Here is a 12316-nt window from a genome sequence, read left to right as displayed (position 1 = left end):
ACCTGTAACCGGCCTTACCTATAAACAGGATAGAAACGTGTTAGCGATTAAATCTCCGCGCGCCTACGCGCATGAGGCTGGCCTGCGCGCCCGTGCCGGTGAATTTATTAAACCTTACGCCACGCATATTCGTATATTTACCTCGCCGCACGCCTGGCATGCGGTTAATCCGGAATTAAGCCAGAGTCTTGAGGCTAGCGGAATTAGCTGGCAGCTGGAGTATTTACCCGGTGAATGTACTGAACAGGCGATCGCCCACTTAAAACACAATACCGAACAGCAGGGGGCTGAGCTGCTGCTGGCGATTGGCGGTGGACGGGTACTGGATGCCGCTAAAGCCGCAGCCAGCCAGCTCCCGGCCGTCACGCTGGTTAACTTCGCCACCCTGGCCGCCACCTGCGCCGCCTGGTCGCCGCTTGCCATCATCTACAGCGATCGGGGAGAGCATCTACGCAGTCAGCCGCTGGGAAAAATGCCCGAGCTGGTGCTGGTAGACAGCGAAGTGATCGCGCGCAGCGACGTGCGTTACCTGAAAGCGGGCATTGTTGATGCGCTGGCAAAATATTACGAATTCCAGCCGTATCAGCGTCACAACCCGGACGACCTGGCGCTGGATCTTAAAGTGATGACCGCACGGCGGGCGCTGGAGACCTTTCAGCAGTGGGGTGACGCGGCGGTGGCAGCCAACCAGCAGCAGCAGGTCACGCCGGCACTGGTCAGGGTGATTGATGCCAGTATCGTGCTGGCCGGACTGGCGAACAGCGTGCGTGACGTGCTGCCTACGCCGGGCGTTGCCCATGCCATTCATAATCAACTGACCCACCAGCCGGAGCTGCACCACTGGCTGCACGGCGAGAAAGTCGGGTACAGCCTGCTGGTGCAGTCGCTGATTGAACATCACGGTGAGCCTGATGCCGGGCTGCTGGCACTGTTACGTCAATATGCGATGCCGCTAACGCTGCCGGCCCTGAGTGGCGATCGCGCTGCACGTCTGCACACTCTCGCGCAGCAGATTAAGTTTCCCCAAGCCAGTGCAGAACGCCTGCCGTTTACCCTGACCGCGGCGACGCTGGAGCAGGCACTGCTGGCGACTGACCACCTTGTTTAAGCCGGGCTGCGGCCCGACTTTTCACCTTTACCGACCAGGAATCTTTTATGCAACAGCCAACATCATCACGTCGCCTGCGACTCGGTCTTTTCGTTCAGCCGGTGGGACAACACGTCAGCGGCTGGCGTCTGACCCAGCAGCTCGGCGATCCCACGGACATCGACTGGCTGATCACCCTCGCCAAAAAAGCGGAAGCGGGTAAGTTCGACCTGTTTTTTGTCGGCGATGCGCTGGCAACCAGCATGTACCGACTGCCGTCGACCATGGCCCGACTGGAACCGCTGACGATGCTCTCCGCGCTGGCGGTCAATACCCGTCGCATTGGCCTGGCGGCGACCGCCTCTACCACCTTTAGCGATCCCTTTACCCTGGCGCGCAGCTTCTCATCGCTGGATCACATCAGCCGGGGGCGCGCAGCCTGGAACGTCGTGACCTCGTTTTCAGACGATGTTGCCCGTAACTTCAGCCGCAGCGATATGCCCGACCACGCCGCACGCTATGCCCGGGCGCGCGAGTTCCTCGAGGTCACCAACAAGTTATGGCAAGGCTGGGAAGAGGGTGCGGTTCAGCCCAACAAGCAGACCGGTGAATATTTTGTCGATGACAAAATCAAGCCGATCAACCATCAGGGCGAGCATTTCCAGGTACAGGGCCCGCTTAACATCACCCGTTCTCCGCAGGGGCGTCCGGTGATTATTGAGGCCGGTTCCTCTGCCGATGGTCAGAAGCTGGCGGCTGAGACCGCAGAGGTGATCTTCACCGCCGCCGCCAGCCTTGAGGAAGCGCAAACCTTCTACCGCAGCCAGAAAGAGCAGGTGGTTGCTGCCGGACGTAATCCGGATCATGTGGTGATCATGCCTGGCGTGATGCCGATTATCGGCCGCACGCGCGAAGAGGCGCAGGCGCTGTGGAAGGAGCTGAATACGCTGGTGGATATTGATAATGGGCTGCGTCAGCTTTCGCTGCGATTCAGCATGGATCTCAGCCAGTATCCGCTGGATGGCCCGGTGCCGGAGGTGCCGCCGGGTGAAGGGAATCAGAGTCGCGTTAAGCTGATGACCGAAATGGCAAAACGTGAAAACCTGACGCTGCGTGAGCTGGCAGCCATTGCGGCGGGTTCACGTGGGCACCGGGTGATTGTCGGTACCGCGCAGGATATTGCTGATGATTTCCAGCTGTGGCTGGAACAGGGCGGCGCGGATGGCTTTAACATCATGCCCGCCATCATGCCGGAACAGCTCGACCTGTTTGTCGAACGGGTGATCCCGGAACTGCGCCGCCGGGGGCTGTTCCGTGACGATTACCCGTTTGCCACGCTACGCGAGAACCTGGGTTTGCCCGTGGTGTAACGGCAAGGATCGATCGGTTACGCTGGCGAGGCGCTATCCACTCCGCCGGATCATCGGGAAAACAGTTAAACCCGGCGGCTCAGGTCGCCGGTCTATTGCGGAACCGGCCTTAACCTGCCGACAGCAATCCACCTGCCAGCAGCCTGAACGCCTCAATTGCTTTGGGCAGCGTTTGTCTGGGGTTATCGCTGGCTGCCACCCAGAGCGCAGCATTAAATGCGCTGCCGTTGAGCAGGCGTGCCGCAGCTTCCACATCGACCGGCCTGAGCGTGCCGCTCGCCGCCATTTGCGCTAAGGCGCTGCGGGTGGCTTCCAGGCAGGCATTCTGGCTGGGCCAGCGGGTGGGATCGCCAAGAAAGGCCGGCCCATCAAGCAATACGATACGCTGCACTTCCGGGTCGAGCGCCATTTCAATGTACGCGGCCCCCTCCAGCATCAGCTTTTCCCATGCGGTATCAGCGGCGGCGGCAACGTCTCTGGCACGCAGCGCTATCTCGCTGTCCACCTGCGCCACTACCGCAGCCAGTAAGCCTTTTTTATCGCCAAAATTGTGGTACAGCGCCCCCCGGGTAAGCCCGACGCTGGCCGTCAGGTCATCCATCGATGCCTCGGCGAATCCCCGCTCGGCAAAGGCCTTGCGGGCAGCAAAGATCAGTTTACTGCGATTCTCTTTCATTGTTTCAGCACGACGACCTGCAGCCATATTTCCTCCCTCGTTGATACGCTGCGTATATTAATTGACATACGAGGCGTATGCATGATTTATTCATATACGGTTCGTATCTGAATCGGGGCGTGGTTTTCCATGCGCCGTCACGTCAATCCACAATAAGGCGATTTTATGATGCAGCGTGAAGTGATTTTCCCGGCAGGGCGTCATGCGCTATACGAAAAGCATGGCTATTCTGCGGCGATTAAATCCGGTGATTTGCTGTTTGTTTCCGGACAGGTTGGCAGTCGCGCCGACGGTTCGGTTGAACCTGAACTGGCTGAGCAGGTCCGACTGGCGTTTCGTAACCTGCAAGCCACGCTGGCTGCAGCGGGCTGTACGCTGGATGATCTGATAGACGTCACCACATTTCATACCGATCCGGAAAACCAGTTCGCCACGGTGCTGGCGATTAAAAATGAAATATGGCGGCAGGCGCCTTACCCGAACTGGACGGCGGTCGGCGTCAACTGGCTGGCGGGCTTTGATTTTGAAATCAAAGTGATTGCGCGGGTACCTGAAGCGGCGGATAACCACTGAGTCAGCCGGCCGAACTGTTGTAAAAAGAGGCCGCTTCAGCGGGAGAGATAAAGCCGGCTACGACAAAGCCGGCAGTCTGATCGGTGCGATATCGGGGCTTATGACGCGCCGCGACGATCACCCTTACCGGCCTCTGCAGGCGGTAAAGGGCGCCGCTTAGTTCAGGATTGCCTGTTCCACGCTACAGCGCACCCGCAGGCCGGAGAGGGCGAGATCGCTCAGCGCACGGGTCGGTGCTGCGCAGCCCGCGGCGATAATGTGGACTTTCATTGGCTGGCTTTGGGGAGAAAGCGCCGTATGCGTGACACAGTGCTGCGTCATCATGCCGGTGAGATAGATATCGGTAATACCGTGCTCGCTGAGTAACGGTTCGAGATTCGTGTTAAAAAAGCTGTCCGCTTCAGCCTTAACCACCACCGGCGCATTGCCCAGCGCCGCAGCAATATCCGGATGAAACGCTGCGCCTTCGCTCTCCGGGCGGAAAAAAGGTGCCTCAGCGGTGGCGATATGCTGAACGCCGACAATCAGCCATCCTTTTTGCTGCGCGTCGTTAATCGCTTTAACGGCCGCCTTACACGCCTCATCTGCTGCTTCAAGCGGAAAGGCCCCGCCGGGGAAGTAGTCATTCTGAATATCAATCACGATCAGGGCATTTTTCATGGTGGATCCTTTATTAACAGGGAAGGAAGAGCGTGGTGTTATCGTCAGTCAGCCATATCACGATCATCTGCGTTATGAATATCCTTATCGGCGACCCGATCACATTACCTGCTCATTGATCGGGCAGGCGTAACGCGTTACTCGGTGGCCTCAGCCAGCCTGCGGGCTGCTGGTCGCTTACCCCTGCGGCCGGCTGAATGGCGCGTTCATCCATTGTCATATTATGACGTAGTTGCAGCCGTCAGCCGTTTCTGATGCCAGGCCAGCCACAGCAGCGGCAGCGCAAGCAGCAGCACCCACGGCAGTAACAGCAGGTTCATGGTTTTCCAGCCGTACAGACTGAGCAGCGATCCGGCACTCAGTGAACAAATAAGAGAGAAGATAAACACGCTCATGTCGTTGACCGCCTGCGCCACCCCTTTTTCACTGGTGGTATAGGTCGTCGCAAGCAGGGTGGTTCCGCCGATGTAGAGAAAGTTCCAGCCGGTGCCGACCAGGATTAACGCACCGGCAAATCCTCCCCAGCTGACCCCGGTACAGGCCAGCCCAATGTAACCCAGCATAAGCAGGACGCCGGTCAGCATGATGCTAATCACACCAAAGCGCGCAATCAGTTTGCCGGTAAAGAAGGAGGGCAGAAACATACCCAGCACGTGCAGCTGGATCACTTCAGCGCTCTGGCTAAGGTCAAACGCATGATGATGCATTGCAATTGGCGTCGCCGTCATCGCAAGTACCATAATGCCGAATCCGGAGGCGGCGGAGAAAAGTGCCACCAGATACGCGGGCTGGGACAGCACGGTTTTCCACGGCCGGGCTGCGACCGGATCCGGCACGGCGCTCTGCGGCGGCGGCATCTGCAGACCGGAAAGCACCACCACGCCGAGTAACGCCATAATCCCCATAAAAAGAAACGAGCCGAGGTAAGGGATCGCGAACAGGGCGCTGCCACTGCGCGCCAGCAGCGGCCCCAGCAGGGCGGCGACGACGCCACCGGCCAGCACCAGCGAAATCGCTTTCGCCCGTAACGCGGGTAGCGCCGCTTCGCTTGCCGCAAAGCGGTAAAACTGTGCGAAAGCCTGATAAACGCCGAGGAAAAACATGCCCAGACACAGCAGCAGAAAAGAGTGCAGTGCCATTGCTGTCATTGAAACGGCGGCGGCAACAATTCCGCTCAGCGCACCGCTGATAAAGCCGGTTTTTCTGCCGACTTTGCTCATCCACAATGACGCCGGAAACATGACAAGAGCGGTGCCGAGGCTGGCCATCGACAACGGCAAGGTGATCAGGGCGGGCGAAGGGGCCAGCAGGTCACCGGCCAGACCGCCAATCGTCATTGTCAGGATAGAAATGGTCTGAAATATCGCCTGGGAGCCAGCCAGTATCAGCACCGGGCGATGGATATTTTTCATTGTGATTAACGCTCCGCAACAGAAGATCAGGCAGGCTGACAGCCGGTCCGTGGGCAGAAAGCCGCATCCCGACGGATGAACCGAGCCGACCTGTCTGGTATAGCGAAGAGTGTAAAGCGTACCGTGCAGTGGCGTGAGTTGCCCGCCAGCCATTAAACGATGACATCAGGCCAACCTCATGCCTCGCGTTTTACCGTTGAGTTGAAGCAGGCGGCGGAGCAACAGGGGAAACTGACTTTTCAGGCTGAGGCGAGGCGGGGAGCTGTATTGCAACAGCGACAGCAGTGGCAACAACAGCAGCAGCGGCAACGGCAACCGCGGCAAAAGTGGCAACAACGACACCCGCGGCAAAAGTGGCAACAACGACACCCGCGGCAAAAGTGGCAACAACAACAGCAGCAGCAGTGGCAATGGCTGTGCCAGCGCGCCGTCATGGCAAGGTGCGCTGGCAGATACCGTAGTGAGAAAATTGCCGGCACTCAGCCGTCGTTATTGCTATTTCAGGCCCAGCTTGCGGGCCAGACGATGAAGGTTACCGGGATCAAGCTCCAGCTGGCGCGCCACTCTGGCCCAGACTTTGCCATTACTTTCATAGACATGGCGGATGTAGTCATACTGGAATTTACGGGTGGCATCGTTGAGACTCATCATTGGCATGCTGTTAACCGATTCGGTCAATCGTGACTCAGGCGGCGCCTGATTCTCGAAGCTGAAATGCTGGGGAAACAGGATCACTTCGCCGGTTGGCGATTCAGCCTGGGCGATAACCGCCGCCCGATAGATTGCATGCTCCAGTTCGCGAACGTTGCCTGGCCAGTCCGCCGCTTCAAGCAGGCTGCTGGCCGCCGGACTCAAGGCCACGCTCATCAGCCCGAACTTCATCCGGCATTGCTCGCAGAAGTAACCGGCCAGCAGCACGATATCGTCACGGCGCTCATTCAGCGACGGGACAAACAGCGGGAAAACGCTTAAGCGGTGGAACAGGTCCGCCCGGAATCGCCCCTCGGTGACCGCTTTACGCATATCCATGTTGGTCGCAGCGATAATCCGCACATCAACGGTCAGCGCTTTGTCCTCGCCGACCCGCTGCAGGTCGCCGTACTGAAGCACGCGTAGCAGCTTGGCCTGCAGCGAAAGCGACAGTTCGCCAATTTCATCCAGAAATAAGGTTCCTTTATCCGCCAGCTCAAACTTACCCGGACGATCGTGAATCGCGCCGGTAAAGGCCCCTTTTACGTGACCAAAAAGCTCACTTTCCGCTACGGTTTCCGGAAGCGCTGCGCAATTGAGATAGATCAGCGGCCGGGCCGCACGATGAGAATGGCGATGGATCGCCTGCGCGATGAGTTCCTTGCCGGTCCCGGTTTCGCCCATGATCAGCACGCTGAGGTCAGAGGGCGCAACCACGCCGATCTCTTTTTTCAGATGCAGCAGCGCGGCAGATTCACCGATGATCTGCATCTCCTGATCCTCTTCAGGCCGGAAGGGCAGCGGGGTAAAAGAGGAGGCCGGCTTTTCTAACTGTTCCATCAGCAGAGCATTATTTAACGCACCGGCGGTCAGGCTTGCCAGCACGCGCAGCTCTTCATCGCTAAAATTATCAAACTGGGTAGCGTTAATGCCGTCGAGGGTCAGCGCCCCGATCAGCCGCTGTCCCGAAAAGAGCGGCATCCCGACGCAGGCATGCACATGTAATTCACCCTGTTCGGGGATCAGGCCGTCATAGGGATCGGGCAGCGTGCTGTCGGCCGGGAAACGCACCACATCACCGGCGCGCGCAATCGCCTCAAGCCGGGGATGGGCGTCAAGTTTAAACCGGCGTCCCATCACATCAGGTGCCAGGCCAGCGGTGGCCAGCGGTCTGAACTGCTGTTTTTCATAGCGTAACAGCGCGGTAGCGTCGCAGTGCAGCGCGGCGTGGATACTCTTAATCATCTGGCTAAAGCGATCGCGGCCGCTTACGCCTTTTTGAATATCCACTGCCAGCCCAGCCAGCGTCTCAACAGATAAAGCCATATAGTCACCTGCACACGGGTTGTCTTAATAACAATGTATTACGTTGTTATAAACACAATATCACGTTGACCTGATGAGGAATATCAAGCACTTAAAAAATGGCACAAAGTTTGCTCTATCTCATACAGAGACTTTTTAAGGAGCAGAACCATGTCCGACCTGAAAACGACGCACGTGCTTACCACAGAACAGCTCGAAACCGCCGCCAATTCATTGCGCTGGGCGGCGTTCGGCGGTCCGCGTGGACCGGTGTTTACTTACCGACAGAGTGCCCCGGACCGGCTGCATTTCGAAACGGTGTATAACGGACGCAAAGCCTGGGTCGATTTAGATATTCCCTACACCCCGGTCTCCCTTATCGTCGCAGGCGCACTGCTGCTCCAACAGCTTAATACTTATATGGGGTAATGCCATGAACCATAGAGAAGAGGTGAACAGGGCGGTCGAGGCCGCCTTAGCGAACAATGTCATTCGCGAGATGAATACGCTGCTGTGTGCGCTGAGCGAAGATCCCGAACTGAGCCGGGAAGAGCGCTATAGCCAGCAACAGCGCCTGCGGATGGCGGTGTTTAAACACAGTACCGAAAAACAGGAACTCGCTGAACAACGCCGTAACTGGCTTACTCGCGGCGGAATCATTGGCTAACCGGAGATTGACGATGACCCAGAGCATCCCACAACATTTTGTTCATACCCGCTCCACGCCTTTCTGGAACCGGGAAAGTGTGCCAAAAGCACTGTTAACCCATCACAACACCCGCGCAGGCGTCTATGGCCGGCTATCGGTGATGCGCGGCGCGGTAAAATATTTTGGGTTTGCCAGTGAAAATGAGACAACCCACGAAATGGAAGTCACCATCAACGCCGGGCAGTTTGGTATCAGCCCGCCGCAATACTGGCATCGGATTGAGCTTTTAACTGACGACACTTACTTCAATATCGATTTTTTTGCCGATCCGGATGTCGCCTTAACCGGCAACGGATTTGAGCGTGAGGTACATATCCCGCCCAGGACAAAAAATTAATTTTCTTCAAACCCGCTGCGGCGGGTTTTTTATTGCCCGTAGCCTTGTCATTAAAACAATGCATTGTGAACAAAACAATTTACACCCATGTCTTTAAAACAATGTTTATAATTTAATTTTATATAAAACAATGAGTTAAAAGTTGGCACGGCAGATGCAAAGAGATACGGGACTATCACTTACACTGCGAGAATTTCTGATGAATATCCATGTTAAAAATAACATTTCCTGGGTGGGTAAACGTGACTGGGAAGTCGAGCATTTTCACGGTAAAGAGTACAAAATGCAGCGTGGCACCAGCTATAACAGCTACCTGATTCGTGAAGAAAAGACGGTGCTGATCGATACGGTCGATCTCAGATTCCGCTCCGATTTTGTCAAAAACCTGGCTGAAGAGATCGATCTGAAAAAAATCGACGCCATCGTCATTAACCACGCTGAAGAAGATCACTGTGGCGCGCTGGCCGAGTTACTGGCGCTGATCCCCGGCACCCCGATTTACTGTACGGCAAACGGCGTCGACTCCATCAACGGGCATCATCACCATCCAGAATGGAATTTCAACATTGTTAAAACCGGTGACTCACTGGATATCGGCAACGGTAAAAAGCTGATCTTCATTGAAACTCCGATGCTGCACTGGCCAGACAGCATGATGACCTACATGACGGAAGATGCGGTGTTATTCAGTAACGATGCCTTTGGTCAGCATTACTGCGATGAACATCTGTTCAACGATGAAGTTGATCAGAACGAATTATTCGACCAGTGCCAGCGTTACTTCTCTAACATCCTGACCCCGTTTGCTCGCCTGGTCACCGCGAAAATCACCGAGATTCTCAGCTTCGGCCTGCCGGTTAGCATGATCGCAACCTCGCACGGCGTGGTGTGGCGCGACAACCCGGTACAGATCGTTGAGCTGTATCTGAAATGGGCGGCCGATTATCAGGAAGATCGCATCACGTTGTTCTACGACGCGATGTCGAATAATACCCGCATGATGGCCGATGCGATTGCCGAAGGCATCCGCGAGACCGATCCGCGGGTGGCAGTGAAGGTTTATAACGTCTCCACCCACGACAAAAATGAAATCATCACCTCCTGCTTCCGCTCAAAAGGCATTCTGGTCGGTTCTTCCACCATGAATAACGTGATGATGCCGAAAATCGCCGGCATGCTGGAAGAGATGACTGGCCTGAAATTCCGCAATAAACGCGCCTCAGCGTTCGGTTCTTATGGCTGGACCGGCGGTGCCGTGGACCGGGTCGCCACCCGACTGCAGGATGCCGGTTTCGATATGACCATCGCGCTTAAAGCGAAGTGGCGTCCCGATCTCTCCGCGCTGGAAGCGTGTCGCGAACACGGCCGCAAAATCGCCCGTGAATGGGCGCTCTCTCCGCTGCCTGACTCAGCGCCAAAGCCCGCTGAGGAAGCAGTGCCTGCCGCGATTGCAGCCGCCGCAGCGGAAAAGCGTGATGGCGTGGCGATGGCAGAAACGGGCGAAGGCGCCGAACAGAAAATGATCTGTACCGTCTGCCAGTGGGTGTACGACCCGGCAGACGGTGAACCAAATCAGGGCGTTGAACCTGGCACCGCATGGCAAGAGGTACCTGACGATTTCTTATGTCCGGGATGCGCACTGGGTAAATCTGTGTTTGATCCTTTCGAGGGCTAAGCGAATGTCTGAAGATATTGTGATTATCGGCTCCGGGTTCGCCGCCCGGCAGCTGGTTAAGCACCTTCGTCAGCAGGATAAAACGGTACCGATTCGGGTTCTCGCGGCCGACAGCTGCGATGAGTACAACAAGCCTGAGCTGAGCCATGTGATCAGCCTGCGCTGCGCGGCCGATGACTTAACCCGTCAGACGGCAGCGGAGTGGGCCGAAAGCCAGAACATCATGCTGCATCCTTGCACTGTGGTTAGCGACATCGACACGCTGGCGCGCAGGGTGAACAGCAGCGCAGGCGATTTTGCTTACGGAAAGCTGGTGCTGGCCACCGGTGCCCGGCCTGTGATTCCGGCGATGCCGGGCAGTGAACTGATCTACACGCTCAACAGTCAGCAGGAATATCGCCAGTGCGCCACCGGGCTGATGAATGCGGCACGGGTGCTGATCATCGGAGCCGGACTGATCGGTACCGAACTGGCGATGGATCTTAATCGTGCCGGTAAACAGGTAACGATTATTGATCGCAGTGCAGGTCTGCTCGCCGCGCTGTTGCCGCCGGAAATCAGCGGTCGTCTGCAACACCGATTAATCAACAGCGGCGTGCAGATGATGTTCCAGACTGAAGTGACTGAACTTGCCCGCCAGGCAGATTCTGTTGCAGCTACCTTCAGCGACGGAGAGAAAAAGTGTTTTGACGCGGTGGTGTGCGCCATCGGCTTACGTCCCGATTCGGGGCTGGCAAAAAGAGCGGGTATCGAGGTGCGTCATGGCATTGTCGTTGATCGCACGCTCGCCACCTCGGTTCCCGATATTTATGCGCTGGGCGACTGCGCAGAGATAGAGGGAAAACTGATGCCTTACCTGCAGCCGGCGACGCTGGCGGCGATCACCCTGGCCAAAAATCTGACCGGACAGGCCGCTAACCTGACGCTGCCTCCGATGCTGATCAAGGTCAAAACACCGGATATGCCGCTTCAGCTGGCGGGCGATCCGGCTAATCCGGCCTACAACTGGCAGATGGCGTTCTCTTCAGACGGCGTGATCGCGAAAGGTTATGACCCGGACGGGGTGATGCGCGCTTTTGTGGTCAGTGAAGATCACATGAAGGTGGCGTTCAGCCTGCTGAAGGCGTTAAACACCCCAGCAGCCACTTAACCGCATCGGTAACGCCGGCACGATACACCAGACCGCTGCACGCTTCCCACGGTGCAGCGGATGTCAGACGCGATCCTGCCGGCTTCTGACCGCTATTTAACTTGCCAATAGGTCCTGTTATGAACACTTCTGAAGACGCAGTAGTTAGTCATATTACGCTGCACAATCCTCCCTCCTGTACCTGTGCCCGGATTATCTGGCTTTCGATGAACTGCGATGCCTTTGCGATGAATATCGGTACCGCTAACGGTGACGCACACATTGATGCCAGACTCGGTTCAGTTTATCGCAGCACCCGCTTTCACCCGGAAGCGCTTAAAGAAACGGTTAACGATTTATTCTGGGAAATCTGGGCGGTATGGGAGCCTGAAGAAGGGATTAAAGTGATGGAGCGCGGGTAAGCCGGTTTTACGGCCGGTCAGGAGGCCGCTGACGGACAGCCGGTATTAATGCCGTTCAGGCAAGAGTCTCGACCAACATCACGCCGCGCCGTGTCCGGCAGAGCAGGTGAGTGTTCTGCCGGAGCGGGCAAGGCGTCTGCCGTTCATCACGGGCGACGGCCGGGTGTCGCCCGTTCATCTGCGGGCAGCGTTCATCCTCTCTTTTCTCAACCGTCCGCATCACCGCTGCACAACCTGGCCGGCTCCCCGGTTTATCACTTCCCCGCCTGAT

At 56.9% G+C, this 12316-nt stretch carries 14 protein-coding genes; 9 read left to right on the top strand and 5 right to left on the bottom strand.

The annotated features are described in order from the left end of the window. Positions 1 to 37: 37 nt before the first annotated feature. Positions 38 to 1108, top strand: coding sequence for an iron-containing alcohol dehydrogenase family protein (locus AABB92_RS09665; protein WP_031377988.1), 1071 nt, complete (start codon positions 38 to 40; stop codon positions 1106 to 1108). A 47-nt stretch (positions 1109 to 1155) separates the two neighbouring features. After that, entirely contained in the window at positions 1156 to 2457 is a 1302-nt protein-coding gene (locus AABB92_RS09660; protein ID WP_031377987.1) for an LLM class flavin-dependent oxidoreductase, read from the top strand. A 109-nt stretch (positions 2458 to 2566) separates the two neighbouring features. On the opposite strand, the gene AABB92_RS09655 is transcribed toward AABB92_RS09660, so the two are convergent. Continuing rightward, complete coding sequence (locus AABB92_RS09655; protein WP_031377986.1) at positions 2567 to 3160, bottom strand: TetR/AcrR family transcriptional regulator; 594 nt, start codon at positions 3158 to 3160, stop codon at positions 2567 to 2569. Positions 3161 to 3298: 138 nt separating this feature from the next. Here AABB92_RS09655 and AABB92_RS09650 point away from each other — a divergent pair, with 138 nt between their 5' ends. Beyond that, entirely contained in the window at positions 3299 to 3706 is a 408-nt protein-coding gene (locus AABB92_RS09650) for a RidA family protein (protein ID WP_031377985.1), read from the top strand. A 156-nt stretch (positions 3707 to 3862) separates the two neighbouring features. Here AABB92_RS09650 and AABB92_RS09645 read toward each other — a convergent pair whose 3' ends face one another. From AABB92_RS09645 to norR, 4 genes are all read right to left on the bottom strand, one after another. Continuing rightward, the gene (locus tag AABB92_RS09645; protein ID WP_031377984.1) at positions 3863 to 4366 is read right to left on the bottom strand and encodes an isochorismatase family protein; all 504 of its coding nucleotides are present in this window, start codon (positions 4364 to 4366) and stop codon (positions 3863 to 3865) included. Positions 4367 to 4587: 221 nt separating this feature from the next. Further along, positions 4588 to 5778 carry an MFS transporter gene (locus AABB92_RS09640; protein ID WP_046288470.1) on the bottom strand — a complete coding sequence of 397 codons (1191 nt, stop codon included), beginning with the start codon at positions 5776 to 5778 and terminating at the stop codon, positions 4588 to 4590. Between the two features lie 165 nt (positions 5779 to 5943). Further along, positions 5944 to 6189, bottom strand: a complete 246-nt coding sequence (locus AABB92_RS09635; protein ID WP_152659096.1) for a hypothetical protein — start codon at positions 6187 to 6189, stop codon at positions 5944 to 5946. 84 nt (positions 6190 to 6273) lie between these two features. Next, a complete protein-coding gene (gene norR / locus AABB92_RS09630) occupies positions 6274 to 7794 on the bottom strand; it encodes a nitric oxide reductase transcriptional regulator NorR (RefSeq protein ID WP_031377310.1) in 1521 nt (506 codons plus the stop codon). 150 nt (positions 7795 to 7944) lie between these two features. On the opposite strand from norR, the gene AABB92_RS09625 reads away from it, so the two are divergent. From AABB92_RS09625 to AABB92_RS09600, 6 genes are all read left to right on the top strand, one after another. After that, positions 7945 to 8202, top strand: coding sequence for a hypothetical protein (locus AABB92_RS09625; protein ID WP_031377309.1), 258 nt, complete (start codon positions 7945 to 7947; stop codon positions 8200 to 8202). Positions 8203 to 8206: 4 nt separating this feature from the next. Further along, on the top strand, positions 8207 to 8440 hold the full coding sequence (locus AABB92_RS09620) for a DUF2526 family protein (protein WP_031377308.1): 234 nt from the start codon (positions 8207 to 8209) through the stop codon (positions 8438 to 8440). Between the two features lie 13 nt (positions 8441 to 8453). Further along, complete coding sequence (locus tag AABB92_RS09615) at positions 8454 to 8819, top strand: TehB family protein (protein ID WP_031377307.1); 366 nt, start codon at positions 8454 to 8456, stop codon at positions 8817 to 8819. 199 nt (positions 8820 to 9018) lie between these two features. Further along, positions 9019 to 10494 carry an anaerobic nitric oxide reductase flavorubredoxin gene (gene norV, locus AABB92_RS09610; protein ID WP_031377306.1) on the top strand — a complete coding sequence of 492 codons (1476 nt, stop codon included), beginning with the start codon at positions 9019 to 9021 and terminating at the stop codon, positions 10492 to 10494. 4 nt (positions 10495 to 10498) lie between these two features. Then, positions 10499 to 11644, top strand: coding sequence for an NADH:flavorubredoxin reductase NorW (norW, locus tag AABB92_RS09605; protein WP_031377305.1), 1146 nt, complete (start codon positions 10499 to 10501; stop codon positions 11642 to 11644). Positions 11645 to 11763: 119 nt separating this feature from the next. Further along, complete coding sequence (locus AABB92_RS09600) at positions 11764 to 12045, top strand: hypothetical protein (RefSeq protein ID WP_128088281.1); 282 nt, start codon at positions 11764 to 11766, stop codon at positions 12043 to 12045. Positions 12046 to 12316 lie beyond the last annotated feature (271 nt).

The organism is Pantoea brenneri, assembly GCF_038594305.1.
Lineage (GTDB): Bacteria > Pseudomonadota > Gammaproteobacteria > Enterobacterales > Enterobacteriaceae > Pantoea > Pantoea brenneri.
The sequence above is the reverse complement of the archived record's forward strand: the minus strand, read 5'-3'. Positions and strand labels throughout refer to the sequence as shown.

Bases quoted from the DNA above. Each gene is read 5' to 3' on its own strand.
- AABB92_RS09645 (WP_031377984.1), bottom strand. From the start codon at position 4,366: ATGAAAAATGCCCTGATCGTGATTGATATTCAGAATGACTACTTCCCC.
- AABB92_RS09600 (WP_128088281.1), top strand. From the start codon at position 11,764: ATGAACACTTCTGAAGACGCAGTAGTTAGTCATATTACGCTGCACAAT.
- AABB92_RS09625 (WP_031377309.1), top strand. From the start codon at position 7,945: ATGTCCGACCTGAAAACGACGCACGTGCTTACCACAGAACAGCTCGAA.
- AABB92_RS09640 (WP_046288470.1), bottom strand. From the start codon at position 5,778: ATGAAAAATATCCATCGCCCGGTGCTGATACTGGCTGGCTCCCAGGCG.
- norR (WP_031377310.1), bottom strand. From the start codon at position 7,794: ATGGCTTTATCTGTTGAGACGCTGGCTGGGCTGGCAGTGGATATTCAA.
- AABB92_RS09650 (WP_031377985.1), top strand. From the start codon at position 3,299: ATGATGCAGCGTGAAGTGATTTTCCCGGCAGGGCGTCATGCGCTATAC.
- AABB92_RS09615 (WP_031377307.1), top strand. From the start codon at position 8,454: ATGACCCAGAGCATCCCACAACATTTTGTTCATACCCGCTCCACGCCT.
- norV (WP_031377306.1), top strand. From the start codon at position 9,019: ATGAATATCCATGTTAAAAATAACATTTCCTGGGTGGGTAAACGTGAC.
- AABB92_RS09655 (WP_031377986.1), bottom strand. From the start codon at position 3,160: ATGGCTGCAGGTCGTCGTGCTGAAACAATGAAAGAGAATCGCAGTAAA.
- norW (WP_031377305.1), top strand. From the start codon at position 10,499: ATGTCTGAAGATATTGTGATTATCGGCTCCGGGTTCGCCGCCCGGCAG.
- AABB92_RS09620 (WP_031377308.1), top strand. From the start codon at position 8,207: ATGAACCATAGAGAAGAGGTGAACAGGGCGGTCGAGGCCGCCTTAGCG.
- AABB92_RS09660 (WP_031377987.1), top strand. From the start codon at position 1,156: ATGCAACAGCCAACATCATCACGTCGCCTGCGACTCGGTCTTTTCGTT.